The organism is Streptomyces sp. NPDC005706 (assembly GCF_040631045.1).
Taxonomy (GTDB): domain Bacteria; phylum Actinomycetota; class Actinomycetes; order Streptomycetales; family Streptomycetaceae; genus Streptomyces.
On the sequence record NZ_JBEXYS010000007.1, the window covers coordinates 64,301 to 89,521 of the forward strand.

Genomic DNA, 25,221 nt, shown 5'->3' on the forward strand with positions numbered 1-25,221 from the left:
CGCCGCCGGGGCCGCCGGCTCAGCCCCCCGTCGGGTCGCCGTGCAGCCGCACCGTGCTGAGGATCTTCATGATCGTCTTGGTGTCGACCTCGCCGTTCACGCCCTTGGCGCCGTAGAAGTCGAACGACACGATGTCGTCGGCCGAGTTCTTGAAGGCGAACGACAGTGCCTTGCCGTCGCTCGCGCACTTGCCCTTCTGCGGACTGCCGCTGGAGCGCGCCCACGCGTAGGCGCCCTCGACCCCCGACGCGGTCTTGTACGCCGTGGCCTTCTTGTCGTAGGTGATGGTCTTCTTGTCCGGCTGGGTGTAGCCGCCGTAGACGTACCAGGGCACCCGGGTGACCGCCGCCTGCTCCGGGCTCTTCGCGCCGCTCTCGCCGCGGGTGCCGGCGACCGCCAGCGCGGAGTCCTCGGTCTTGCCGTCCTTGTCGCTGTCGGTCGTGCACCACTTCGACTTGTACGAGGCCGGAGCGGACACGGAGGTGATCAGCTTGTCGTCGTCGGCGTGGTCCTCCATGAAGATGGAGACGTCCGTGGACTCGAGCTCCCAGTCCGCCGGGACGTCGAACGCCGTGCCGAACTTCGGGTTGACGACGACCTTCCACCCCGCGACGGTGGGCTTCTCGGTCGCGTCGCCGCGCGGGTTGTCGTCCGGCGCGGACGAGGACACCGACGGCTCGGGGGCCGGTGACTGGCTGGTCTTCTGCGTGCCCTTGCCGTTGCCGGCCTCGTCGTCCTTCGAGCCCCCGAGGACCAGGTACCCGGTGACGCCGGCCGCGACGACCACGGCGGTGGCCGCGACGATCGCGATCAGCTTCGTCCGGCCGCCACCGCCGCCGCCCTGCGGGGGCTGCGGCTGCGGTGCTCCGGCGGGCCCGGGCTGTCCCCACTGCGGCTGCTGCCCGTACGGGTTCGCCTGCGGGTACTGCTGGTACCCGGGCTGCTGGTACGGATTCGGCTGCTGGTAACCCGGCTGCTGATAAGGGTTGTTCTGCGGGTTCTGCGCGCCCCCGGGCGGCTGCTCTCCTGGCCACATGGCCAGTAACCCTAGTGGGCCGACGGAAACGATTCGGTCACCGGCCCTTGTCAGGGACGTACCGAAACCGCGGCGCCCCTACTCCTTGTAGAGCCGGACCGTCGCCATGATCTTGCGCACGGTCGTGTCCGGGACCTCCTCCGAGACGCCGGCCGCACCGACGAAGGACCACGCGAGGTACGCGCCGTCCGCGTCCTTGAAGGCGAACGTGGTCGCCTTGCCGTCGTAGTCGCACTTGCCGTGCTTCGGCACCCCGGACGAGCGTGAGGTGGCGACGCTGCCCGTGACGCCGGACGCGGTGGTGTACCAGGTGACCGGACCGGTTCTCACCGTCTTGCGGTCCGGCTGGGTGTACCAGCCGTAGACCCAGTTCGCCGACTCCTCGCGGGCCATCTTCGCGGTGCCCGTGGCGTCCTTGTCGCCGCGCGTGCCGACGTTGGCCAGTGGGTCGTAGTCGGTCCGGCCGTCCTTGTCGTCGTCCGAACCGCACCACTTCTCCTTGAGCACGGCGGGGGCCTTCATTCCGGCCAGCACCTTCTCGTCCGGGTCGGAGTCGTCGGTGACGTAGGTGACCCAGGTCTTGGCCCGCACCTGCCACTCGGGGGGAACGTCGAAGGCGACGCCCGTGTCCGGGTTCACCACGACCTTCCAGCCGGCGACGGCCGGCTTCTCGGCGCTGCCGGCCGAACGCGGGTCGTCCTCCCCGGAGGGCGAGGCGGAGGCCGTGGGAGAGGCGGAGGACGCGGCCGGGCCGGGGCGGGCCTCGTCGTCCTTCGAGCCGCCGAGCAGCAGGAACCCGGTGACGCCGGCCGCGACGACCACGGCGGTGGCCGCGACGATCGCGACCAGTTTCGTCCGGCCGCCACCGCCGCCGCCCTGAGGGGGCTGCGGCTGCGGTGCTCCGGCGGGCCCGGGCTGTCCCCACTGCGGCTGCTGCCCGTAGGGGTTGGCCTGCGGGTACTGCTGGTATCCCGGCTGGTGGTACGGGTTGTGCTGCTGGCCGCTTCCTGGCGGCTGTTCCCCTGGCCACATGGGCCGCAACGATACAGCGGTGATCACCACGGCACTGGCCAGCCCTGCTACTCGTGAGTAACATGCCCGCATGAGCGCAGACCAGATGTCGATCGGCGAGATGCTCGCCGCCACCGTGCCGATGGCCCGGACGCTGAACCTGGAGTTCCAGGAGACCTCTCCGGAGCGGGCCGTGGTGCTCCTGCCGGACCAGGGCGACTACCACAACCATGTGGGCGGTCCGCACGCCGGCGCGATGTTCACGCTCGGGGAGTCGGCCAGCGGCGCCATCGTGCTGGCCGCGTTCGGCGACCAGCTCTCGCGCGCCGTGCCGCTCGCCGTCCGCGCCGAGATCGCCTACAAGAAGCTGGCGATGGGCGCCGTCACCGCGACCGCCACCCTGGGCCGCCCGGCCGTCGAGGTCGTGGCCGAACTCGACGCGGGCAAGCGGCCCGAGTTCCCGGTGACGATCGAGATCCGGCGCGCGGACGGGGCCGTGACCGGCGAGATGCAGGTCGTGTGGACCCTGCGCCCCAACCAACAGGACTGATCGGGCACTTGGGGGAGGGGCCCAAGACGTCGGCCGTGGCCCGGTCCGTCCGAACCCCTCTCCTCCCGCGTCGTCTCAGGCCGCCCGGCGCCGCTCCCGGCCGCCGGCCCGGACGGCCCCCCGGTCCGCGCAGTCCTCCAGCGCGGCCACGAACTCCCTGAGCCAGGACCGGAATCCGGGACCGAGGTCGGGGCGGGCGCAGGCCAGGCGGACCACCGAACGCAGATAGTCGGCCTTGTCGCCGGTGTCGTAGCGCGCGCCGTCGAAGACGACTCCGCGCACCGCGCCGGCCGCCGCCAGCTCCCGCAGGGCGTCGGTGAGCTGGATCTCGCCGCCGCGGCCGGGCCGGGTGCGCTCCAGGACGCCGAAGACGGCCGGGTCGAGGACGTAGCGGCCGATGACCGCGTACCGGCTCGGCGCCTCCTCGCGCGACGGCTTCTCGACCAGGCCGGTGACGCGCACGACGCCGTTCTCACCGGGCTCCTCGACCGCCGCGCAGCCGTAGAGGTGGATCTGCGCCGGGTCGACCTCCATCAGCGCCACCACGCTGCCCGCGTACCGGTCGCGGACGTCCAGCATCCGGCTGAGCAGCGTCTCGCCCGGGTCGATCAGATCGTCCCCGAGCAGCACGGCGAAGGGCTGGTCGCCGACGTGGTGGCGGGCGCACAGCACCGCGTGGCCGAGACCGAGCGGGTCGCCCTGCCGGATGTGGTGGATGTCGGCGAGCCGCGCGGGGTCGCGGACGGCGTCCAGGCGCACGGTGTCGCCCTTGGCGGCCAGGGTCTGTTCCAGTTCGAAGGCGTGGTCGAAGTGGTCCTCGATGGCCCGCTTGTGCCGGCCGGTGACCATCAGGATGTCGTCGAGCCCGGCCGCGGCGGCCTCCTCCACGACGTACTGGATGGCCGGCTTGTCGACCACCGGCAGCATCTCCTTCGGCGTCGCCTTGGTCGCGGGCAGGAACCGGGTGCCGAGCCCGGCGGCCGGGACGACCGCCTTGCGCACCGGGCGGGGGGAGGCGGGGGCGGCTGGGGGATGGGGGGCGATCATGCGGCCATGCTGCGGTACGAGGATGAGAGCGCGCCCGGAGAAATCTCGGAGCCCGCTGTGAGTGGCAGTCCGCGGACTGCTGGGGAGCCGGAGATTCGGTGTGTCATCGTCCCTTAGACGCACGGAAGTTGACCGTTGTGCGACCCGGGCTTCACCCATGTCTGTGGATACCGCGGGTAACTAATGTTCATTTCCCGGCCGTTGCCGTCGGGTCCATTCGAACTCCTTGTTTCCTGTGACGCGATTGTGTCAAGGTGAGCCCTCCCTCGAGGGGTAAGGGCCGGAGCCCGAGGCGCGGCCGGACCCTCCAGGTACGCACCGCTACGGTGCCGCTTTCCGACAGGACGCCAATCCGTATGCCGCCGTCCCGCGGCTGGAAAGGAATGGGTTCCGTGCACTCCCCCCACCCCCCGCACCCGCAGTTCCCGTCCCGTCCCGGTTCCCCGTCCGGGGAGTCCGAGTCCGACCACACCCTCGCCGCCCGGCTGGGCGGCCCCCCGGCCGGCCGTCACGATGCCGTCGCCCTGCTGCTGGCGCGGCACTGGCGGGCCACCTTCGACTACGCCGTCGTCTGCCTGGCCGCCGCCGGCCCGTCGGCGCGACTGGTGGCCTCCGCCGCCTTCCAGCAGGTCCTCGGCCGGCCCGCGACCGCAGCGGCCGGCGGCGCCCTGCGCCCGCGACTGCTGGCGGCCGTCCGGGACACCGTCCGCGCCTGGGCCGCCGACGAGGCGGCGTGCGTGGTCCTGCCGGAACTGCGCAAGCCCGCCGGCGGCCGTGGTCTGCGCGCGACGGCGCCCCGCACGCCCGAAAGGCGACGGGTCGCCGAACGCGCTTTCCACGCCCTTCCCGTAGCTTCCCAATGCCTTCTGTGGCATACCGAGGTCGAGGCGGAATCCATAAACATACCCGCTGGTCTGCTGGGTATGGACACGGCCACCGCGGCGACCGGGCTGCGCTCGGCCCGGGCGGAATTCCGGGCGGGCTGCCTGCGCGCACACCGGGAACTCGCGCCCTCCGCGGAATGCCGTTTCTACAACCGTCTGCTGGACGGTTCCCTTCACGAGGGCGGAGCCCCGCTCCCGGATGCGCGGCGGCATCTCACCGCCTGCTCCCACTGCCGGCACGCCGCCGAGCAACTGAGCGCTTTCGAGGGCGGACCCGGCGCCCTGATCGCCGAGAGCGTGCTCGGCTGGGGCGCCCGGCGCTACCTCGACTCCCGTCCCGGCCGCGCCGCCCGCGAGGAGCCGCGAGCGCCGGCGCGGCGCCCGGCGGCGACGATCGGCCGGCCCGGCGCCGCAGCGCGGAGCGGACGCCGTACCACCCTCGCGGTCGGTGTCGGCCTCGCCTCGCTGGGGCTGCTCGCCTCCGTCCTAGTGGCCATGGGCCGGCCCGACGACAACGGTGTCCCGCACCCCGCGGCCACCCTGGGTGCCCCCGCCGGGCGCCCGGAGAGCCCGGCCGCAGCCGGCACACGGCCACGCGTCACTCCCTGGGCCGCCGCCCCGGTCCGGATCGCCCACGGCAACCTGCGCGACCGCCCCACCGGGTCGTGCCCGCGGACTCGCGGGACCACCGGGGTCCAGTCAGGTGCCGGCGTACGGGACCTGCCCAGAACCGCCGTGCTCGCGACGTGCCGGTGCCGCGCTCACAGCGCCTCGGCGCGGATCAGCGCCGACAGCGTCAGGGCGCCCGGCAGCAGCGGCAGCCAGTCGTTCAGCACCCGGTAGCCGATCACGCTCGCGGCGGCCACCGCCGGCACGGCGCCGAACGACACCAGCGTCCAGACCAGGGCCGCGTCCACCGCCAGGCCTCCCGGCGCCGGCACGGCCCCCACGGCGGTGCCCGCCGCGAGATGGGCGAGCACCACCTGCTCCCAGGGCAGCCCGACATTCAGCGAGGTCCCGACACAGACCAGCGTGCCCGCCTGGACCAGCGGCATCGCCACCGACCCGCCCCACAGGGCGAGCACCCGGCAGGGCCGACCGTGCACCGCCCGGACATCGGCGAGGGCGGCCCGCACCAGGCCCGACACCGGCCGCCGCACCGGCCGTACGACCGTCAGCAGCACCCCGGCGACGGCGAGCGCGCCGCCCGCGGCCGCGGCGGCGGGCACCGGCACCGGCCCGTCCGGGACCAGTTCACCGAGCCGGCGGCGGGCCGGGCAGGCCGCCAGGAAGGCCAGCAGTACCAGCGTCCTCGCCACGGACCGCGCCAGCGAGTACAGGCCGATCGACGCGGTCGCCCGGTCCAGGGGCACACCCCGGGTGCGCAGGAAGCGCAGCGTGACGGCGTGCGCGCCGAGGCCGCCGGGCAGCACGTGGTTCGCCGCGCCCCCGGCGAACTGCGAGGCCAGCAGCAGCCCGGGTGGCAACCGGTCCGGCAGCGCGCCCTGCCGTACACAGGCGGCCGCCACCCAGGTGAGGCAGGTGAGGCCGGCCCCGGCCAGCAGCCATCCCGGGTCGGCGGCGGCCAGCCGGGCGGCCCCCTCGGACGCCACCGGCCGGTTGGCCAACGCCCAGCACCCGGCGAGCAGCACGGGGGACAGGCACAGGGCGAGCCGGACGGGCCCGGCCGCGAGCGGGCCGGCGCCGCGCGCGGGAGGGCGCGGCGGCGGGCAGGAGGGCGGAGAGAGAGGCGGGAGCGGGGACGGTGAGGACACGGGGACGACGTCCTTCCGCATCGGGCCCGGCGGAAGAGCGGCGAGGGCCAGGGGGAGGCGGACCGGCAGAACCTCGGGGAGCCTTTCCCTCCCGCGTGACACCGCAGTGGCCGGGAAGCGACGGGGCGAGGGCGCGGTGGTGCCGTGCGGCCCCTGCGCGCAGGCCGCCGTTCACCGCCGACCAGGTAGCCTTCCCATGGGGCGCGCTGCGCAAGCCACGCCCCGCGTTCGGACAGGGAAAGCGACTCGGGAGGAACCGGCGGTGCACGTCCAGGAATGGCTCGACACGGTGCCCGCGGCCGCCGTCTACGCCGTGGTGGCCCTGGTGATCGGTCTGGAGAGCCTGGGCATCCCGCTGCCGGGCGAGATCGTCCTGGTCTCGGCGGCGCTGATGTCCTCCCAGCACACGGGCGTCGACCCGGTCGTGCTCGGCGCCTGCGCGACCGCCGGCGCCGTCATCGGCGACTCCATCGGCTACGCCATCGGCCGCAAGGGCGGACGCCCGCTGCTGGCCTGGCTGGGGAGAAAGTTCCCGAGGCACTTCGGCGAGGGCCATGTCGCCACCGCCGAGCGGTCCTTCGAGAAGTGGGGCATGTGGGCGGTGTTCTTCGGCCGCTTCATCGCCCTGCTGCGCATCTTCGCCGGGCCGCTCGCGGGCGTGCTCCACATGCCGTACTGGAAGTTCCTGATCGCCAACGTCCTCGGCGGCATCTGCTGGGCCGGCGGCACCACCGCCGTCATCTACTACGTGGGCGTCGTCGCCGAGGACTGGCTGAAGCGCTTCTCGTACGTGGGCCTGGCCGCGGCGGTCCTGATCGGGCTGGCGTCGATGCTGGTCATCAAGCGCCGCGCCAAGAAGGCCCAGGCCCAGGCGCAGGAGCCGGTGCCGGCCGGGGACTGAGCCGCCCGGGACCCGTCTACTCGTGCACCCCGCGATGGGTCTTCGCCAGCTCCGCGTACAGCGTGCCGTTGAGGGTGACCCCCTGCCGTTCCTCCTCGGACAGCTCCCGCCTCACCTTGGCGGGCACCCCCGCCACCAGTGACCCCGGCGGCACGACCATCCCCTGCGGGACCAGCGCCTGGGCCGCGACCAGCGAGCCCGCCCCGATCACCGCCCCGTTCAGCACGGTCGCCCCCATCCCGACCAGGCAGTCGTCCTCCACGGTCGCCCCGTGCACCACCGCGTTGTGCCCGATGGAGACCCGCTCCCCGACGGTCACCGGGAAGCCGGGGTCGGCGTGCAGCGTGACGTTGTCCTGCACGTTCGCGTCGGCGCCCACAGTGATCCGCTCGACGTCGCCGCGGACCACGGCGCCGTACCAGACACTGGCCCCGGCGCGCAGCGTGACGTCCCCGATCACCGAGGCCGTGGGCGCCACGAACGCCTCCGCGTCGACCTGCGGTTCCTTCCCTGCGATGCCCACGATCAGCGCCTTGTGCGTCATCACCGTCTCCTCGTCCGCCGTAGTACTGCGCACGGTACGTCAGGACTGGGGCAAAGATCACAGCGGCCCACGCCCTCGCCCGGGGCCCCCGCTGAGTAACGTGAGCCCGTGCCGAAGCGCAAGAACACGTTCTCATCCCGGCGTCGGGGCCTCGCCCAGCGCGCCGTCCACGCGGCCTGGGCGTGGGCGCAGCGCGCCGGGTCCGTCAGCGCGGAGCACCCCGGGCGGTTCCGCTTCGGCTCGCTGGGTCCGGTCACCAGGCTGGCCTTCCCGCTCGGCACCGTCTTCGGCGAGCCCTGGATTCACATCGGCTCGCACTGCATCATCGCCGAGCAGGTCACGCTGACCGCCGGCCTGATGCCGGACCTCGACCTCGGTCCCGACCCGATCCTGCGCATCGGCGACGGGGTCGTCCTCGGCCGCGGCAGCCACGTCATCGCCGACACGAGGGTCACCATCGGCAGCGACTGCTACTTCGGGCCGTACGTCTACGTGACCTCCACCAACCACTCCTACGACGACCCGCACGAGCCCATCGGCAGGCAGTGGCCGCGCATGGAGCCGGTGGAGATCGGCCCGGGCTGCTGGATCGGCACCGGCGCGGTGATCCTGCCCGGTGCGCGGATCGGCCGGAACGTGGTGGTGGCGGCGGGCGCGGTGGTGCGCGGCACGGTGCCCGACCACGCCGTGGTGGCGGGGGCGCCCGCCCGCGTCGTACGGCGCTGGACGCCCGACGGAGGCTGGCAGCCGCCGCTGCGGACCCCGGCCCCGGTGCCGCCTCCGGAGGGGATCACCGCCCAGCAGCTGCGCGTGCTCGCGGACCTGGACGAGGAAGGGGTCGAGGAGCTGGCGCGGCTGGAGGCCGAGGGCTGACGCGACGGGTCGCCGGGAGATACTGCTCAGTACAGTTTGCTGAACCCCGGACATTGGACGGATCGTGTCGGACCTCGAACTCCTGACCCAGTCCCTGGCCCGCAACGTGCGGCACTGGCGCGCCGTGCGCGGCTTCACGCTGGACGTCCTCGCCGCCCGGGCCGGTGTCAGCCGCGGCATGCTCATCCAGATCGAGCAGGCCCGCACCAACCCGAGCATCGGCACCGTCGTCAAGATCGGCGACGCGCTCGGCGTGAGCGTCACCACCCTCCTCGACTACGAGCGGGGCCCGAAGGTCCGTGTCGTCCCCGCCGAGCGCGCCGTACGGCTGTGGCACACCGAGGCCGGTAGCTACAACCGGCTGCTCGCCGGGACCGAGGCGCCCGGGCCGCTGGAGATCTGGGACTGGCGGCTGATGCCGGGCGAGAGCAGCCCCTCCGAGCCGCACCCCGCCGGAACCGTGGAGCTGGTCCATGTCACCGCGGGCGAGCTGACGCTCACCGTGGACGGCGAGGAGTACCGCGTCCCGGCCGGCGCGAGCGCCTCCTTCGAGGCCAATGTGCCGCACCTGTACGGCAACCGGGGCGACGTGCCGATGGAGATGATGATGGCCGTCTCGGTGCCGCCCGTCCTCTGAGACACGGGCACACCGGCCGGGGGCGGCTTGTTAGCGTGCGGCCATGCGCGCACCCATCGGAGACTTCGAGACCGCCGTTCCCGCCCCGGACTGCCTGGACGAGCTCACGGCGCCCGTCGCCGACGCCGTACGCCACTGGCGGGGCAGCGTCCCCGCCGACCGGATCGTCTGGGTGGACACCGACCCGCGCTGGGCCGACACGGCCGTCTTCGTGGAGCACTACGGGCGCGACCTGCTGGAGCGGTCGGCGAACTGCGTGGTGGTCGCGGGCAAGCGGGGCGGTGGGACGACCCTCGCCGCCTGCCTGGTGCTCTCCACCACCCGGGTCGACGTCAACGGTGTGGTGCGCCGGCAGCTCGGCGCCCGCAAGGCCTCCTTCGCCGCGATGGACATCGCGACCGGCGAGACAGGCATGGAGTACGGCGGTATCACCCCGGTCGGACTGCCCGCCGGCTGGCCGGTCCTGATCGACGCGGCCGTGGCCGACCTGCCGTACGTCCTGGTGGGCAGCGGACGCCGGCGCGGCAAGCTGCTGGTGCCGGGCAAGGCGCTCGCGGAACTGCCCGGCGCGGTGGTGCTCGAAGGACTCGGCACCGCCTGAGAAGGGGACGGGCCGGCGTCCGACGCGGGCCCGGTGCCGCCCGTCCCCGCGCTCAGAACGTGCCGGCCGAGCCCAGGTACTGCTCGGCGAAGGCCGCGGCTGCGGCGGGCGAGCCGAACAGCCGGCGCAGCCGGGCCAGCGTGGTGCCGGCCCGGAACGGATCGCCGGACGCCACCCCGTGGTAGATGTCCGACAGCCACTGCGAGAACTCCTGGTAGTCCCACACCCTGCGCAGCGCCGCCGCCGAGTAGCCCGCCAGGCCGCTCCCGTCGCCCCGGGTGACGTACGCGGCGATCGCGTCGCCCAGCAGGAACGCGTCGTGCAGGGCCAGGTTCATGCCCTTCGCGGCGATCGGCGCCGTGAGATGACCGGCGTCACCGGCCAGCAACAGCCGCCCGTGGACCAGGGGTTCGACGACGTAGTGGTGCATGTCCAGCACCCGCTTCTCGATCAGCCGCCCCTCGGTGAGCGGTGGTGCCCCGGCCGCGCCGAGCCGGGTCCGCAGCTCGGCCCAGACCCGGTCGTGCGGCCAGTTCTCCGGATCGTCCCCGGGCGGGCACTGCAGGTAGTAGCGGGTGACCTCGGGACTGCGGGGCATGTGCCCGGCGAAACCGCGCGGATGGACGCCGAACACGACGCAGTCGGCGGAGGGCGGGGTCTCGGCGAGCAGCGCCAGCCAGCCGATGCCGTCGTCCTGCCGGGCGATCCGGGCCCGCTCCGGGGGTATCGCGTCCCTCGTCACCCCGCGCGCACCGTCGCAGCCGGCGACGAAGTCGCAGCGCAGCAGCAGCCGTTCACCCGTCCGCGGGCACTGGTACGACACGGCCGGCCGGTCCGAGTCAAGGTCGTGCAGCGTCACGTCGCTCACTCCGAAGCGGATGTCACCGCCGCGTACGTCGGCGTACTCCCGCACCAGGTCCGTCACCAGCATCGGCTGCGGGTACACGTAGTGGTGATGACCCGTCAGTTCGCCGTAGGGGAAGCGGTACCGCTCGCCGTCGAAGCGGAACTCGCAGGCTTCGTGCGACTCGGCGCGCTCCAGCAGGCGTTCCGCCAGGCCCCGCCGCCCGAGTTCGCGGACCGCCCATTCCTCGATGACGCCCGCCCGGGGCCGGGTCTCGACGAACCGTCTGCTCTCGGTCTCCAGGACCACGCAGTCGACGGAAGCGGCCCGCAGCAGGGCGGCGACGGTGAGCCCGGCGGGCCCGGCACCCACGACGACGACCGTACGGTTTTCCGTACGGCCGTCGCCGGGCGCGGAGTTGAGGTGGGGGGAAGGGTCTGTCACCTCCGCATTATGACGGTGTCCCGCGAGTGGTCAGTGCGCCGGAGCGTCCGTGACCACGACCTCCTCGATGCTGCGCTCGATCGCCTCGGTCTTCGACGCGGTGGCCTTGGCCCAGTAGTAGACGCCGAGCGAGAACGCCGCGACGACCGCGATGTCCCACCACAGACCGATGTAGCCACGGCCGCCGAAGCCGCCCAGCCAGGAGATCGCACCCAGGCCCAGCAGATAGCCGGGGAGCCACTGCGCGGCCTTGAAGTCCAGCCGGGGCGCGTCGGGCAGGTTCTTGCGGATGGCGTACCAGGCGTAGGAGCCGAGCAGCACGTAGCCGAGCAGGATCGCGAAGCCCAGCCGCCACAGGGTGTCCCAGCCGGCCCAGTAGATGATGAGGTTGGCGACCACGAACGACAGCGGCGAGATCACCTTGCCGAAGGGCAGCCGGTAGGGGCGCTCGTGGTGCGGCAGCCGGTCGGCGAAGACGCCGTACGCCAGGGGCGCGCCCGCGTACATCAGCACGCTCGCCGAGGTGATGAAGCCGACCAGCTCCTGCCAGCTCGGGAACGGCAGGAAGCAGACCACGCCGGTCACGAAGGACATGATGAGGCCGAACCACGGCACGCCGCGCGCGTCGGTCTTCGCGAACGCCTTCGGCGCGTAGCCGTTCTTGGCCAGGCCGTAGGAGACGCGCGAGGTGGCGGTCGTGTAGATCAGGCCGGTGCCGCCGGGGGAGATGATCGCGTCGACGTAGAGCACCCAGCCCAGCCAGCCCAGGCCCACCAGGGTCGCCAGACCCGCCCACGGGCCGCTGATGCCGGCGAAGTCCAGCTTGGCCCAGCCGTGCGCGAAGGAGGTGTGCGGCAGCGCGCCGATGAACACGACCTGCAGCAGGATGTAGATCACGGCGCCGATCGCCACCGAGCCGAGGGTCGCCCGCGGCAGGTCGCGCTTGGGGTTGCGGCTCTCGCCCGCGAGCTGGATCGCCTGCTCGAAGCCGAGCAGCGCGAAGATGATGCCGCTGGAGCTGATCGCGCCCAGCACACCCTTGGCGCCGAAGGGCGCGAAGCCCTCCGAGGTGAAGTTGCCGGGGTGGAAGTTGCCCACGGCGATGATGAAGATCGCTCCGAGCGGGACCGCGATCTTCCACCAGGTCGCGGCGCTGTTGGTGTGGGCCAGGGCCCGGACGCCGAAGAAGTTGACGCCGACGAAGACGGCCATGAGGACGACGGCGGTGACGAGACCGCCGGTCGTCAGCGTGCCGTCGGCGTGCTGCAGGCCCTGGGCCCAGCCCCAGTGACCGGCGTAACCGATCATGGCCTCGACCTCGATCGGGGCCACGGTGGCCGCCTGGAGCCAGGCGAACCAGCCGAACGACATGCCCGCCAGGCCGCCGAAGGCGTAGTGCGGGTAGCGGGCGGTGCCGCCGGCGACCGGGAACATGCCGCCGAGTTCGGCGTGCACGAGCGCCAGCAGGACGATGGCGACCGCGCCGATCACCCACGAGACGATCGCCGCGGGGCCGGCCACGACCACCGCCTTCTCGGCTCCGTACAGCCAGCCGGACCCGATGATGGAGCCCACCGAGGCCCACATCAGTCCGATCAGCCCGACGTCCCGGCGCAGACCGCCGCCGGAGTCCGTCGTGGCCTGTGGCACGGCATGGTCGACTTTCACCATGTCTGGTGGCCTCTCAGATCGTGAACGTGGAAATAACGAGCAAGGAGGCCACAGGCTAGGAACGCGTTGCGCCGCCGCAAAAGACTGTTTCCCAAAACTTGACCCGGGATCTTGACTGTCTTGGCAGGAGTCTTCCCGCAGGTCAAGGCCCAGGTGGAATGTCAATATTCAGCGGTGAATTGTGAGAAGAAGGTGAGACAGCTCAATGCAGGCGGGGAATCTCGATCGCCGGGCAGCGGTCCATTACCATGTCCAGCCCAGCGGCCCGGACCCGCCCCCCGGCGTCCTCGTCGACGACGCCGAGCTGGAACCACACCGCCTTCGCGCCCTTCTTCACCGCCTCGTCGGCGACCGCGCCGGCCAGCTCGCTGTTGACGAACACGTCCACGACGTCGACCTCGAAGGGGATCTCCGCGAGGGAGGCGTAGCCCGGCTCGCCGTGCACCGTCTCCGCCTTCGGATGCACTGGCACGATCCGCTTGCCGAACCGCTGCAGCACCTGGGCCACCCCGTAGGCGGCCCGCCGCTGGTTCGCGGACAGGCCGACCACGGCCCAGGTGTCTCCCAGTCCGGTCAGGATCCTGCGGATCGTCGCTTCGTCGCCGTACAAGGCCGCCTCCTCGGGCCGCGGGGAACTGTCGTCCAGGCAACAGCACCCACCCGGTGCTGATTCCCCCCGGTTCCCCGCCACGGTGTCCGGAATCGGCGCAAGGTGCCCGCGTACGGCCGCCGGCGCGCCTACGCTCGGGCCGTGCTGCGCATCCTCGACGCCCGAACCGGTGAGCCCGTCTCCGCCGCCCCCGCCCGCCGCGGCCTGACCCGGATCGAGGCCTACGCCTCCGGCCTGGACCTGACGGCCCTGCGGGTCCTGCTCACCGCCGATGTCCTCGTCCGCGCCCTGGAACTCGGCGGCACCCCCGTCTGGACCATCCTCACCGCGCCCCACCGGCTCGCCGAACTCCGCGCGGCCGCCACCACCCTGTCCATCCGCCCCTTCGAGGACGGCCGCGACCTGGCGTCGGGCCTGGGGGAGTCCCAGGTCCTGCATGTGACGGGGGAGCGGGACGGGGCGCCGGGCGGGGGAACGGTGGTGGCCGTCGCTCCGGTGACCTGGGCGGGGGAGCCGCCGGGGCGGGCCGTGACGGCGCCGTCCGACGCTCCGGCCTCCGACGCGGCGCTGGGTGCCCTGCTCTCCGCCGACGCCGACGCCGACTCCGGCGCCCTCCGCCTGGCCCTCCTCTCCGTCCCGCGCCGCGCGCCCGCGTCGCTGGACGCCGAAGGGCTGAGTGAGGCCGCGCGGACGCTCGCCCGGTGGCGGCGGGCCGTGGCCGGGTGGGCGCGGCAGCCCTCGCGGCCGGTGCCGGAGGAGGTGCGGACCCGGTTGCGGGCCGCCTGGGAGGACGATCTCGACCTGCCCGGAGTGCTGGCCGTGCTGCGCGATGTGGAGCAGGCCCCGGACATCCCGGACGGCGCCCGCTTCGAGACGTACGTGTACGCCGACCGCCTGCTCGCCCTCGATCTCCCGCGGGACCTCGGGAGCCTCGGGTGATCGAGCGGGCGGGCGCGGGCCCGCTGCGGCGGCTGGTCGTGCTGCGGCACGCCAAGTCCGCCTGGCCGGAGGGGGTCGCCGACCACCGGCGTCCGCTGGCGCCGCGCGGTCTGCGGGACGCCCCGGCCGCCGGCCGCGCGCTCGCCGAGGCCGACTGCCTGCCCGACCTCGCCCTGTGCTCCACCGCCCTGCGGGCCCGCCGCACCTGGGAGCTGGCCTCCGCCCAGTGGGGCACCCCACCGCCGGTCCGCCACGACCCGAGGCTGTACGGGGCCGCCGTACCGGACCTGCTGGAGGCCGTGCGCGAGACGCCGCGCGAGGTGGAGACCCTGCTGCTGGTCGGGCACAACCCGGGACTGGAGGAACTGGTCCTCGAACTGGCCGGAGACGGTCTCGACGACACCCTCGAGCGGGTGCGCGCCAAGTTCCCGACCTCCGCGCTCGCCGTGCTGGCCTGGCGCGGCACCGGCTGGCCGGCCCTCGTCCCGGGCGCGGCCCTGCTGACGTCGTTCACCGTGCCGCGCGGGAAGAAGGGGAGGAAGCGGTAGCCCGGAGCGCGCGGCCGGACACCGCGAGCAGGGGCGCGGCGCTGCTCGCATAGGCTGGCGGGATGCAGGACGAGTACCGCACAGTCGCCCGCGCGGGCGTGCACGAGACCGAGGTCAACCGCTCCCGCTTCCTGTGCGCCCTCGCCCCGGCGGCCGACGAACGGGAGGCCCAGGAGTTCCTCGCGGCCGTCCGCAAGGAGCACGCCGACGCCACGCACAACTGCTGGGCGTACGTCATCGGCGCCGACGCGGCCGTCCAGAAGGCGAGCGACGACGGCGAACCGGGCGGCACGGCCGGCGTCCCGATGCTGCAGATGCTGCTGCGCCGCGACATGCGGTACGTGGTCGCCGTCGTCACCCGCTACTACGGCGGCGTCAAACTCGGCGCCGGCGGTCTCATCCGGGCCTACGGCGGCGCCGTCGGCGAGGCCCTGGACGCGCTCGGCACGATCACCCGGCGCCGGTTCCGGCTCGCCACGGTAACCGTCGACCACCAGCGCGCGGGCAAGGTCCAGAACGACCTGCGCGCCACCGGACGCGAGGTCCGGGACGTCCGCTACGCCGAGGCCGTCACCATCGAGATCGGCCTGCCGGACGCCGATGTCGACGCGTTCCGCGCCTGGCTGGCCGACGCGACGGCGGGCACGGCCGTCCTCGAACTGGGCGGGGAGGCCTACGGGGACGCGTGACGTTCACCGCCCTCATAACGGAAGTTCATCCCCAATCGGACATGACGCCCGCCGACGGGGCGGGTAGTGACGGGCCGATACGGGAGTAACCGCCCGTGATGTCAGACCCGGCCGTTAGTCTCGGGGATCATGCGACTCCTGCACACGTCCGACTGGCACCTGGGCCGGGCCTTCCACCGGGTGAACATGCTCGGCGCCCAGGCCGGGTTCATCGGGCACCTCGTCGACACCGTGCGTGAGCACGCGGTGGACGCGGTGGTCGTGTCCGGTGACGTGTACGACCGCGCGGTGCCCCCGCTCGCCGCGGTCGAGCTCTTCGACGACGCCCTGCACCGCCTCGCGGAGCTCGGGGTGCCCACGGTGATGATCTCAGGCAACCACGACTCGGCCCGCCGCCTCGGCGTCGGCGCCGGTCTCATCGACCGCGCGGGCATCCACCTGCGCACCGAGCCGTCCGCCGTCGGCACCCCGGTGGTGCTGCGTGACGCCCACGGGGACGTCGCCTTCTACGGCCTGCCCTATCTCGAACCCGCCCTGGTGAAGGAGGAGTTCGCGGTGGAGAAGGCGGGCCACGAGGCCGTGCTGGCCGCCGCCATGGAGCGGGTCCGCGCCGACCTCGCCGGCCGCGCGCCGGGCACGCGTTCCGTCGTCCTCGCCCACGCCTTCGTCACCGGCGGCCGGGCCAGCGACAGCGAACGGGACATCACCGTCGGCGGGGTGGCCGCCGTGCCGGCCGGGGTCTTCGACGGCGTCGACTACGTGGCGCTCGGGCACCTGCACGGCTGCCAGACCCTCACCGAGCGCGTGCGCTACTCGGGCTCCCCGCTCGCCTACTCCTTCTCCGAGGCCGGCCACCGCAAGAGCATGTGGCTCGTCGACCTGGCCGCCGACGGCTCCGTCACCGCCGAGCGCCTCGACTGCCCGGTCCCGCGCCCGCTGGCCCGCATCCGGGGCACCCTGGAGGACCTGCTCGCCGACCCCGGCCTCACCCGCCACGAGGACGCCTGGATCGAAGCCACCCTCACCGACCCGGTCCGCCCGGCCGACCCCATGGCCCGCCTCGCCGAGCGCTTCCCGCACACCCTCAGCCTGGTCTTCGCCCCCGACCGGGAGGCCGACGACCCGCGGGTGTCGTACGCCCGGCGGCTCGCCGGCCGCGGTGACCAGGAGATCGCCGAGGACTTCGTCGCCCATGTGCGCGGCGCCGGACCCGACGAGCGGGAGGCGGCCGTGCTCCGCGACGCCTTCGACGCGGCGCGCGCCCACGACGCGGTACGGGAGGTGGCGCGGTGAGGCTGCACCGGCTCGACATCACCGCCTTCGGGCCCTTCGGCGGCTCCCAGAGCGTCGACTTCGACGCGCTCTCCGCCGCCGGGCTGTTCCTGCTGCACGGCCCCACCGGCGCGGGCAAGACCTCCGTCCTGGACGCCGTCTGCTACGCCCTCTACGGCACCGTGCCCGGCGCCCGGCAGACCGGCCAGGGCATGAACCTGCGCAGCGACCACGCCGAACCCGGCACGCGCACCGGGATCCGCCTCGAACTCACCGTCGCCGGACGGCGGCTGGAGATCACCCGGCAGCCGCCGTGGGAGCGGCCCAAGCTGCGCGGCACCGGCACGACCGTCGACAAGGCGCAGACCTGGCTGCGCGAGTACGACGCCCCGGCCGGTATCTGGAAGGACCTCAGCCGCTCCCATCAGGAGATCGGCGAGGAGATCACCCAGCTCCTCGGCATGAGCCGCGAGCAGTTCTGCCAGGTGGTCCTGCTGCCTCAGGGCGACTTCGCGCGCTTCCTGCGCGCCGACGCCGAGGCCCGGGGCCGGCTGCTCGGCCGGCTCTTCGACACCCAGCGCTTCGCCGACGTGGAGAAGCGGCTCGCGGAGCGCCGGCGGGCGAGCGAGGCCCGGGTGCGCGACGGCGACGCCGCGCTGCTCGCCGACGCCCACCGCATGCAGCAGGAGGCCGGCGACGCCATGGAGCTGCCCGAGCTGAGCCCCGGGGATCCGGGTCTCGCCGAGGCCGTGCTCGAAGCCGCCGCCCTGGCCCGCAGCACCGCGCGCGAGCGCCTCACCGTCGCCCGGTGCCGCCTCCTCGCTGCCGAGTCCGCCCACGACGCGGCCCGGCACGCCCTGGACGAGGCACGTGAACTCGCCCGGCTGCAGAGCCGGTTCGCCGAGGCCCGGCAGCGGGCGGAACGCCTCCAGGAGGGGGCCGGCGCGCACCTGGAGGCACAGGAGCGGATGGCGCGTGGGCGCAAGGCCGAGACGGTGGCGCCCGCGCTGGACCTGCGGAACGCGGCAGAGGACGAGCACCGCCAGGCCGCCGGAATCGAGGCACGCGCGCGTGTCGGCCTGCCCGGCTCCCACGCCGGCGACGGACCCGCGGGCCTCGCGGCCGCCGCCCGCCGGGCCAGCGAGGAGCTCGGCGGCCTGGAGTCGGCGCGGCGCGCCGAACGGCGGCTCACCGAGGCCGCCGAGGAGCGGGCCGGTCTCGACCAGCAGGAGCGCGCCGACGAGGACGTGCTGCGCGAGGCCGACGCCTGGCTCGCCGACTGGGACACCACCCGCGCGGCCCTGCGGTCCCGCGTCGAGTCCGCCCAGGAGGCGGCCACCCGTGCCGAACAGCTCGCCGTCCGGCGCGAACCCGCGCAGCGGCGCCTCGCCGCGGCACGCACCAGGGACGGACTCGCCTCCGAGCTGGAGCGGGCCCGGGACCGGGCACTGGCCTCACGGCAGCAGGCCGTGGACGCCCGCGCCCACTGGCTCGACCTCAAGGAACAGCGCCTCAACGGCATCGCCGCCGAGCTGGCCGCGCAGCTCACCGACGGCGAGCCCTGCGCCGTCTGCGGAGCCACCGAGCACCCCACACCCGCCGGCAGGGTCGCCGGACATGTCGACCGCGAGACCGAGGAGCGCGCCCTCACCGACTCCCGGCGGGCCGAGGAACGGCACGCCGAGGACGAGCGGCGCCTCGGCGCCGTCCGCGAGGCGCTGGCCGCAGCCACCGCCGAGGCCGGCGACACGCCCACGGAGCGGCTCGCCGCCGAGGCCGACGACCTGGAGCGCGAGCACACGAACGCCCGCCGGGACGCCTCCGCCCTGCACTCCGCCCACGAGGAGCTGCGCCGGGCCGAGCAGGAGCGCGAGCGGCGCCTCGACGAGCGCCAGCGGGCCGCCGTACGCACCGCCGCACGCCTGACCCGGCGCGAGACCCTGGAGCGCGAACAGGCCGCACTGGAACAGGAGTTGATCCAGGCGCGCGGGTCCGCGTCCAGCGTGGCCGCCCGGGCCGCGGAGCTGGAGCGGCTGACGGCCCGGCTGACCGAGGCCGCCGACGCCGCCCGCGCGTCCGAGGACGCCGCCCAGCGGCTCAAGGACGCCGACGCCCGCCTCGCCGACGCCGCCTACCGCGCCGGCTTCGAGACCCCTCGGGCCGCGGCCGCCGCCCTCCTCGACGACGCGGCCCACCGCCGACTCCAGCATCGGCTGGACGCCCGGCAGACCGAGGAAGCGGCGGTACGCGCCGTCCTGGCGGAGGCCGGCACCGCTGCCGCCGCCCAGCGACCCCCCGCCGATCCGGACGCCGCGGAGCGGACGGCGGCCGAGGCGGCACGGCGGCTGCGCGAGGCGGCCTCGGCGCGGGACGCGGCGGACCGCCGCCGCACCGAACTGGACCGGCTCTCCGCCCGTGCCGCCGATTCAGTGCGCCGGCTCGCGCCCCTGCGCGAGGAGTACGACCGGGTGGCCCGCCTGGCCGCGCTCACCGCGGGCACCTTCGCCGACAACGAACGCCGGATGCGTCTGGAGTCGTACGTGCTCGCGGCCCGCCTGGAGCAGGTCGCCGCGGCCGCGACCGTGCGCCTGCACCGCATGTCCTCCGGCCGCTACACCCTGGTCCACTCCGACGACCGCACCGGACGCGGCCGCAGCGGCCTCGGCCTGCACGTCGTCGACGCGTGGACCGGCCGCGAGCGCGACACCGCCACCCTGTCCGGCGGTGAGACCTTCTTCGCCTCCCTGGCCCTCGCCCTCGGCCTCGCCGACGTCGTCACCGACGAGGCGGGCGGCGTCCGGCTGGACACCCTCTTCATCGACGAGGGCTTCGGCAGCCTGGACGACCAGACTCTCGACGAGGTCCTGGACGTCCTGGACACGCTCCGCGAACGGGACCGCAGCGTGGGCATCGTCAGTCACGTCGCCGACCTGCGCCGCCGCGTCCACGCCCAGCTCGAGGTGGTGAAGGGCAGATCGGGGTCCTCGCTGCGGCAGCGCGGCGGCTGACCCCGTCAGCGGCCGAGCGGACGCCGGGGGAGCGGAGAGGAGTACACCACGCTCGTGGTCACCGAGCCCAGCCCGCCGATCCTTCCGGAGATCTCCTCCAGATGCGGCATCGACCGCGCGGCCACCTTGATGACGAAGCAGTCGTCACCGGTCACGTGATGGGCCTCCAGGATCTCGGGCGTCGCCGCCACCAGGTCGTGGAACGGCTTGTAGTTGCCGTGCGGGTAGCGGAGCCGGACGAAGGCGAGGATCGGCAGTCCGAGCCGCTCGGGGTCGACGATCGCCGCGTACCCCTGGATCACGCCGGCCTCCTCCAGCCGGCGCACCCGCTCGGTGACGGCGCTCGGTGACATCGAGACGGCCCGGGCCAGCTCCGCGTAGCCGGCCCGGCCCTCGCGCTGCAGGACGTCCAGAATGCGCCAGTCGGTGGCGTCCGGGGAATACACGGTCATGCCGGATGGATAGCAGGGAAAACACCGGCCGATCAAGCGGAACCCCGGGGATCGTGCCTTCGCCGGACGGGCGCGCGGCCATAGATTTCCGGCATGATCACCGACACCGCGAACCCCGTCCTGCGCGTCGCCCCCGCCGCCCCGGCCGAGGCCGCCGCCCACTTCCGGGCCTCACTGGCCTTCCACGCCGACGTCTCCGACGTCGCCGCCGCACTCGCGGCCGGCGGCGACCCCGGCTTCGTCCTGGTCGACTCCCGCTCCGCCGAGTCCTGGGACCAGGGGCACATCCCCGGCGCCGTCCACCTGCCCACCGCGCTCGTCCCCGAGCAGGCCGAGCGGCTCCTCGACAAGGCCGTGCCCGTGGTGACCTACTGCTGGGGCCCCGGCTGCAACGGCGCCACCCGCGCCGCCCTCGCACTCGCCGAACTCGGCTACCGGGTCAAGGAGATGCTCGGCGGTTTCGAGTACTGGGCGCGGGAGGGCCTCCCCTACGAGACCTGGCAGGGCGGAGCCCGGCGTGACACCGACCCGCTGACCGCGCCGGCCGAAGGCGAATGCGGCTGCTGACCCCGGCGGGTGATCGCCGTGCGTGTAGGTTCTGCCCATGTCTCGAAACGCGGATCCAGGCGCACTGCAGTGGGTGGAGTCGGGCGGAGGGCCCCTGATAGCCGTGCCGGAGACGGTCCTGCCGTTCTGGGCGGGCGCCGACAGCGAGGAGTTCGCCACCGACTACGACCGCGCGTGCGAGGTGGACGGCTACGCCGGCCTGCTCCCGGTCGGCGACAGCGCGGCCCTCGTCCTCGGCGACGAACCCGCCGCCACCGCCTACCTGCCCGGTGAGGGCGTCTTCGTGCGCTGGTCCGCCGCGCACTCCGAGCGCGAACTGCTCGCCCACGTCCCCGCCGCGCTCGGCACGGCGGTGTGGGAACCCGAGGTCCGCTGGCAGGTGCCCGGTCCGGTGGTGCTGTTCGACGCCGCCCGGCCGGGCGGGGCGGTGGACCGCGCGGCACACCTGCGCGTCCCGCTGGCACCGGGCCCGTACGCGGTCGCCGCCGCCTACGCCCAGCCGGGCCCGGAGACCTGGCTCGGCCTGGTCCGGCTCAGACTGCTCGCCCCCTGACCCGGCGGTCCACGGGTCAGCGCCGGTCGTCGAAGGCGATCCGCAGGTGGCGCGGGCCGCGCAGCACGGCGTTCTGCCGGTAGGGCGGCGGATCCTCGACCAGACGGGGGTTGTCCAGCCGCCGGGCCAGTTCGGACAGCGCGATCTGCGCCTCCAGACGGGCCAGCGGAGCGCCGAAGCAGCTGTGGATGCCGCTGCCGAACCCGAGGTGCTGGATGTCGCCGCGGTCCGGGTCGAACCGCTCGGGGTCCTTGAACCGCTCCGGGTCCCGGTTGCCCGCGGCGAGCATCAGCCAGATCCGCGAGCCCTTGGGGATGGTCACCCCGCGCACCTCGATGTCGGCGATGCAGGTGCGCTGCGGCACGATCTGCACCGGCGGCTCGTACCGCAGCAGCTCCTCCACGATGTTGGCCGCGAGGCCCGGGTCCTCCCGCAGCCGCCGCAGGACGTCCGGGTGGCGCAGCAGGGTGAGCATGCCGTTGGTGATGAGGTTGACCGTCGTCTCGTGACCGGCGATCAGCAGCAGCACCGCGGTGCTCATCACCTCCATCATCGTCATCGCGCCTTCCGGTCCCCGGCTGTCCGCGAGGTCGGACAGCATGTCGTCCTGCGGATCCTTGGTGCGCTGCTCGACCAGCCCGGCCAGGTACATGCCGAGCTGCATCCGGGCCTCCTGCGCCGTCTTCACGAACTCCTCGTCCGCGCTCTCGCGTGTCTCGGGGTCCAGGCTGGCGACGAGCGGATCGACCCACGAGCGGAAGCGCGGCTCGTCCTCGCGGGGCACGCCCAGCAGCCGGCAGATGACGGTGACCGGGAACGGGTAGGCGAACTGGTCCACCAGGTCGATCTCGCGCGCCTCTCCGAAGCCGTCGATCAGCCCGCCGACGATCTCGTGCAGCTCACCCCGCATGGACTCGATCCGGCGCGGCTTGTGGGGCGGCCCGAAGGCGCTGTTGGCGATCCGCCGCAGCCGGTCGTGCTCGGGCGGGTCGAGCCGGAGGAAGGACGGGGGCAGTCCGGTGCTCTGCGCCTCGGCCAGCTCGTCCCCGGCAGCGGCCAGGTTGGCGGCGTCGGAGCTGATCCGCGGGTCGTGGAGCAGGCCCTCGATGTCCCAGTACGAGCTGATGACGTACGGGCCGTCCTCCTCCTCGTGCAGCACCGGAGTCCTGCGGAGCTCCTCGTACAGCGGATACGGGTCGGCGCGGTTGGCGAAGTCGGTGATCCGGCGGAACAGGGAGGCCTGCGTCATGACAAGTCCTTGGGGCGTCGGGGCCACGGCGGCGTTCAGTGGTGGGCCGGGGTGAACACCAGCTGCTGGTCGGCCGGTGAGTAGCCGCTCAGGGTCACGGTGGGGCCGTGCGTCGGCAGGGACGGGTCGGGGAAGTCGGCGTCGAGGGGCTGGCGGCCCTCGGGGCGCCGGTCCACCGTCGGGTACTCCACCGGGAACGGCGCGCCCCGCTCGATCTGCCGCTGGTAGAACTCCAGCCAGCGGGTGTTGTCGAAGCTGACGGCGGCGACCACCCGGCCCTTGTGGCCGTAGACGCCGACGAACCGGCGCTCGGCCAGAGAACCCTGCGTGATCATGATCTGGTCGCCCATGGGAGGCACGCCGACGGACTTGATGTTCACCCGGAACTGCGAGGACCAGAAGGCCGGCATCCACAGGTGCGGGCGCCGGTCGGCGCCCCGGCAGATCATGTTGTGCGCGGCGGTGTCCGCCTGGGCGACGGCGTTGCCCCAGTGTTCGAGTGAGAGGAACTGGTAGCCGAACAGCGCGTGCGGCGACCGTGCGACGTCACCGGCGACGAACACGTCGTCGGTGACGATGCCCCGGAAGTCGAAGGCCCGGCAGCCGGCGTCGCAGGCGATGCCCCGCGGTCCCGCGCCGAGTCCGGACCCGGTCAGCCACTCGGTGTTGCGCAGTGAACCGAGCGAGACCACCACGACATCCGCCTCGACCTTGCCCCCGTCGGACAGATGGACGGCACGCACCCGGCCGGCCGGGTCGCCCTCCAGCGCGGTGACCGTGACACCGGTGCGCAGGTCCACGCCGTTCTCGGTCTGCAGCTCGGCGGCGACGGCGCCGATCACCCCGCCGAGCGCGCCCACCAGCGGGGCTCCGGCCCGCTCCGCCAGGGTGACGGCGAGGCCCATCTCCCGGCACGCCGAGGCGACCTCACAGCCGGCGAACCCGGCGCCGATGATGAACACCCGGCGCGCCGACCTCAGCCGCTGCAGCAGCCGGGCCGCGTCGTCGCGGGTGCGCAGCAGGAAGACGCCGTCCAGGCTGCCCTCCTCCTCCTTGAACCACGGCCGGGCCCGTACTCCGGTGGCGATCAGCAGCCGGTCGTACTCCACCTCGTCCCCGTCGGCCAGCCGCACCCGCTTCGCGGACAGGTCGAGGCCGGTCGCCGCCACGCCGAGCCGCCACTTGGCGTCGATCTCCCGGCGGTGGGGCAGGTCGGTGCGGTGCGGGGACGCCTTGCCCAGCAGCACCGCCTTGGACAGTGGCGGCCGGTCGTACGGCTCGTACGGCTCGTCACCGATCATCGTCAGCGAACCGGTGAACCCCTCGGCGCGCAGCGTCTCGGCGGCCCGCAGTCCGGCCAGCGAGGCGCCGACGATCACGATCCGGCCCTCGCGCCGCAGCAGGTCCACGTGGTCAGCGGCCATCGAACGCACCACCCACGGACGCGTCCGCACCGCCGACCGGGCCGTCCAGGCCGTCGGCCGTGATCGCCTGGACCGGACAGGCGGCGACCGCCCGGGCCAGCCGCTCGCGCTGTCCCTCGTCCGCCCGGGGGTTGTAGACCAGCGACTCCTCGCCGTGCATGGCGAAGACGTCGGGCGCCAGGAACGCGCACTGCGCGTACCCCTGGCACTTGTTGAGATCGACGACGAGCCGCATCGATGCTCCCGCCCTTCCGGTGGCCAGGTCCGGTGCTCACCACCCGCCCAGTGCGGGCGCTTCCGGACGGCGGTCATGTCCCGCTGGCCAGCATGGAAGCCGTGCGGGGGCGCCGCGCGCCGGGCAGGCCGTTCGGGTGAGCGGGCTGCCCGGCGCGCGGCGGTTCGGCCGCCGCCTCTCACGCGGCGGCGGGAGCACGGGTCCTCGTGCGCCGGCTGCCGAGGATGTACAGGCTCAGCACCAGCGACCAGGCGGGAAAGGCCAGTTCCGCCCAGGGAACGTTCGACGAGACGAACAGCAGCGTGAACGCGGTGAGGACACCGAGAACCATGAGCCAGCGCGGCAGGACCCCGAGCCGGTGCCCGATCACCGACAGGGAGGACACGAAGACGGCCGCCATGCGCATCGCGTACCCGGTCAGCAGCGAGTAGGCGAGATCGCGGCCGAGGTCCCACGCGGCCATGCCGGGCGTGCCCCCGGAGGAGCGGCCGATCTCCAGCACCGCGGCGGCCGCCGCGGCGCCGCCGAACATCGTGGCGGTGAAGACCAGCCCGCTGCCGAGCAGCACCGTGGCGAGGAACCTGTCCTCCACCTCACCCACGTGAGCCCGTACGGCACCGAGGAACCACAGGAAGAAGATCCCGGCGAACGGGATCAGGTCGAGCGCCCACTGCACCGCGTCCCGCTGCCCGGAGTCGGCGGCCGCCTGCGCGGTGACCGCCTCGGTCCCTTCCGGCATGGCCAGCCTGACCAGCACGATCGCCGCCGCCAGCAGCACCGCGAACACCACTCCCGCCAGCCCGGCGGCCCGCGCCGTCTCCAGCGCCTTCTGCCTCGGTCCCACGTCCCGCATGCCG

At 73.7% G+C, this 25,221-nt stretch carries 26 protein-coding genes; 13 read left to right on the plus strand and 13 right to left on the minus strand.

Translation table 11 applies throughout. From position 1 onward, the window contains the following. Positions 1-19 precede the first annotated feature (19 nt). Both ABZ478_RS15235 and ABZ478_RS15240 read right to left on the minus strand, forming a co-directional pair. The gene (locus tag ABZ478_RS15235; protein WP_359549141.1) at positions 20-1,036 is read right to left on the minus strand and encodes a hypothetical protein; all 1,017 of its coding nucleotides are present in this window, start codon (positions 1,034-1,036) and stop codon (positions 20-22) included. Positions 1,037-1,114: 78 nt separating this feature from the next. Beyond that, positions 1,115-2,068: a hypothetical protein gene (locus ABZ478_RS15240; protein ID WP_359549144.1), complete on the minus strand. Its 954-nt coding sequence runs from the start codon at positions 2,066-2,068 to the stop codon at positions 1,115-1,117. A gap of 70 nt (positions 2,069-2,138) precedes the next feature. Here ABZ478_RS15240 and ABZ478_RS15245 point away from each other — a divergent pair, with 70 nt between their 5' ends. Beyond that, entirely contained in the window at positions 2,139-2,597 is a 459-nt protein-coding gene (locus ABZ478_RS15245) for a DUF4442 domain-containing protein (protein ID WP_359549146.1), read from the plus strand. 75 nt (positions 2,598-2,672) lie between these two features. On the opposite strand, the gene galU is transcribed toward ABZ478_RS15245, so the two are convergent. Further along, the gene (galU, locus tag ABZ478_RS15250) at positions 2,673-3,644 is read right to left on the minus strand and encodes a UTP--glucose-1-phosphate uridylyltransferase GalU (protein ID WP_359549148.1); all 972 of its coding nucleotides are present in this window, start codon (positions 3,642-3,644) and stop codon (positions 2,673-2,675) included. A gap of 392 nt (positions 3,645-4,036) precedes the next feature. Here galU and ABZ478_RS15255 point away from each other — a divergent pair, with 392 nt between their 5' ends. Beyond that, positions 4,037-5,371, plus strand: coding sequence for a hydrolase (locus ABZ478_RS15255; protein ID WP_359549150.1), 1,335 nt, complete (start codon positions 4,037-4,039; stop codon positions 5,369-5,371). Here ABZ478_RS15255 and ABZ478_RS15260 read toward each other — a convergent pair. Continuing rightward, on the minus strand, positions 5,290-6,303 hold the full coding sequence (locus ABZ478_RS15260; RefSeq protein ID WP_359549153.1) for a lysylphosphatidylglycerol synthase domain-containing protein: 1,014 nt from the start codon (positions 6,301-6,303) through the stop codon (positions 5,290-5,292). The two genes, ABZ478_RS15255 and ABZ478_RS15260, sit on opposite strands and share 82 nt — an antisense overlap. Positions 6,304-6,565: 262 nt before the next feature. Here ABZ478_RS15260 and ABZ478_RS15265 point away from each other — a divergent pair, with 262 nt between their 5' ends. After that, a complete protein-coding gene (locus ABZ478_RS15265) occupies positions 6,566-7,204 on the plus strand; it encodes a DedA family protein (protein ID WP_359549156.1) in 639 nt (212 codons plus the stop codon). A 16-nt stretch (positions 7,205-7,220) separates the two neighbouring features. Here the strand turns inward: ABZ478_RS15265 and ABZ478_RS15270 are convergent, their stop codons facing one another. Next, on the minus strand, positions 7,221-7,748 hold the full coding sequence (locus ABZ478_RS15270) for a gamma carbonic anhydrase family protein (protein ID WP_358930231.1): 528 nt from the start codon (positions 7,746-7,748) through the stop codon (positions 7,221-7,223). A gap of 108 nt (positions 7,749-7,856) precedes the next feature. Between ABZ478_RS15270 and ABZ478_RS15275 the strand changes: the two genes are divergently transcribed. From ABZ478_RS15275 to ABZ478_RS15285, 3 genes are all read left to right on the plus strand, one after another. Continuing rightward, positions 7,857-8,621 (plus strand): acyltransferase, encoded by a 765-nt coding sequence (locus tag ABZ478_RS15275; RefSeq protein ID WP_359549158.1) that lies wholly within the window; start codon positions 7,857-7,859, stop codon positions 8,619-8,621. 64 nt (positions 8,622-8,685) lie between these two features. Further along, entirely contained in the window at positions 8,686-9,258 is a 573-nt protein-coding gene (locus tag ABZ478_RS15280) for an XRE family transcriptional regulator (protein ID WP_359549161.1), read from the plus strand. Between the two features lie 43 nt (positions 9,259-9,301). After that, the gene (locus tag ABZ478_RS15285; protein ID WP_359549164.1) at positions 9,302-9,859 is read left to right on the plus strand and encodes a YbaK/EbsC family protein; all 558 of its coding nucleotides are present in this window, start codon (positions 9,302-9,304) and stop codon (positions 9,857-9,859) included. 52 nt (positions 9,860-9,911) lie between these two features. Here ABZ478_RS15285 and ABZ478_RS15290 read toward each other — a convergent pair whose 3' ends face one another. From ABZ478_RS15290 to ABZ478_RS15300, 3 genes are all read right to left on the minus strand, one after another. Then, positions 9,912-11,147 (minus strand): 4-hydroxybenzoate 3-monooxygenase, encoded by a 1,236-nt coding sequence (locus ABZ478_RS15290; protein WP_359549166.1) that lies wholly within the window; start codon positions 11,145-11,147, stop codon positions 9,912-9,914. Between the two features lie 30 nt (positions 11,148-11,177). Continuing rightward, complete coding sequence (locus ABZ478_RS15295) at positions 11,178-12,818, minus strand: APC family permease (protein WP_359549168.1); 1,641 nt, start codon at positions 12,816-12,818, stop codon at positions 11,178-11,180. Between the two features lie 202 nt (positions 12,819-13,020). Beyond that, entirely contained in the window at positions 13,021-13,428 is a 408-nt protein-coding gene (locus ABZ478_RS15300; RefSeq protein ID WP_359549171.1) for a CoA-binding protein, read from the minus strand. Positions 13,429-13,569: 141 nt separating this feature from the next. Here ABZ478_RS15300 and ABZ478_RS15305 point away from each other — a divergent pair, with 141 nt between their 5' ends. The 5 genes from ABZ478_RS15305 (at position 13,570) to ABZ478_RS15325 (ending at position 19,884) form a co-directional block, all read left to right on the plus strand. Then, positions 13,570-14,367: a hypothetical protein gene (locus ABZ478_RS15305; RefSeq protein ID WP_359549172.1), complete on the plus strand. Its 798-nt coding sequence runs from the start codon at positions 13,570-13,572 to the stop codon at positions 14,365-14,367. After that, on the plus strand, positions 14,364-14,915 hold the full coding sequence (locus ABZ478_RS15310) for a histidine phosphatase family protein (protein ID WP_359549174.1): 552 nt from the start codon (positions 14,364-14,366) through the stop codon (positions 14,913-14,915). The genes ABZ478_RS15305 and ABZ478_RS15310 overlap by 4 nt, the downstream gene beginning before the upstream one ends. A 62-nt stretch (positions 14,916-14,977) precedes the next feature. Beyond that, entirely contained in the window at positions 14,978-15,604 is a 627-nt protein-coding gene (locus ABZ478_RS15315) for a YigZ family protein (protein WP_359549176.1), read from the plus strand. A 129-nt stretch (positions 15,605-15,733) separates the two neighbouring features. After that, positions 15,734-16,897, plus strand: coding sequence for an exonuclease SbcCD subunit D (locus ABZ478_RS15320; protein ID WP_359549179.1), 1,164 nt, complete (start codon positions 15,734-15,736; stop codon positions 16,895-16,897). Then, positions 16,894-19,884: an SMC family ATPase gene (locus tag ABZ478_RS15325; protein ID WP_359549182.1), complete on the plus strand. Its 2,991-nt coding sequence runs from the start codon at positions 16,894-16,896 to the stop codon at positions 19,882-19,884. The genes ABZ478_RS15320 and ABZ478_RS15325 overlap by 4 nt, the downstream gene beginning before the upstream one ends. Positions 19,885-19,889: 5 nt before the next feature. Here ABZ478_RS15325 and ABZ478_RS15330 read toward each other — a convergent pair whose 3' ends face one another. After that, on the minus strand, positions 19,890-20,336 hold the full coding sequence (locus ABZ478_RS15330) for an Lrp/AsnC family transcriptional regulator (protein WP_359549183.1): 447 nt from the start codon (positions 20,334-20,336) through the stop codon (positions 19,890-19,892). A 93-nt stretch (positions 20,337-20,429) separates the two neighbouring features. Here ABZ478_RS15330 and ABZ478_RS15335 point away from each other — a divergent pair, with 93 nt between their 5' ends. Together ABZ478_RS15335 and ABZ478_RS15340 are read left to right on the plus strand one after the other, a co-directional pair. Then, positions 20,430-20,903, plus strand: a complete 474-nt coding sequence (locus tag ABZ478_RS15335) for a rhodanese-like domain-containing protein (RefSeq protein ID WP_359549186.1) — start codon at positions 20,430-20,432, stop codon at positions 20,901-20,903. Between the two features lie 37 nt (positions 20,904-20,940). Further along, positions 20,941-21,456, plus strand: coding sequence for an immunity 21 family protein (locus ABZ478_RS15340; protein WP_359549187.1), 516 nt, complete (start codon positions 20,941-20,943; stop codon positions 21,454-21,456). A gap of 16 nt (positions 21,457-21,472) precedes the next feature. Here the strand turns inward: ABZ478_RS15340 and ABZ478_RS15345 are convergent, their stop codons facing one another. The 4 genes from ABZ478_RS15345 to ABZ478_RS15360 all read right to left on the minus strand — a co-directional run bounded on the left by ABZ478_RS15345 (position 21,473) and on the right by ABZ478_RS15360 (position 25,217). Beyond that, positions 21,473-22,705, minus strand: a complete 1,233-nt coding sequence (locus ABZ478_RS15345; RefSeq protein ID WP_359549190.1) for a cytochrome P450 — start codon at positions 22,703-22,705, stop codon at positions 21,473-21,475. A 35-nt stretch (positions 22,706-22,740) separates the two neighbouring features. Then, positions 22,741-24,129 carry an FAD/NAD(P)-binding oxidoreductase gene (locus ABZ478_RS15350; RefSeq protein ID WP_359549192.1) on the minus strand — a complete coding sequence of 463 codons (1,389 nt, stop codon included), beginning with the start codon at positions 24,127-24,129 and terminating at the stop codon, positions 22,741-22,743. Next, positions 24,119-24,364, minus strand: a complete 246-nt coding sequence (locus tag ABZ478_RS15355) for a ferredoxin (RefSeq protein ID WP_359549195.1) — start codon at positions 24,362-24,364, stop codon at positions 24,119-24,121. The genes ABZ478_RS15350 and ABZ478_RS15355 overlap by 11 nt, the downstream gene beginning before the upstream one ends. A gap of 178 nt (positions 24,365-24,542) precedes the next feature. Continuing rightward, the gene (locus tag ABZ478_RS15360; protein ID WP_359549197.1) at positions 24,543-25,217 is read right to left on the minus strand and encodes a hypothetical protein; all 675 of its coding nucleotides are present in this window, start codon (positions 25,215-25,217) and stop codon (positions 24,543-24,545) included. Positions 25,218-25,221: the final 4 nt, after the last annotated feature.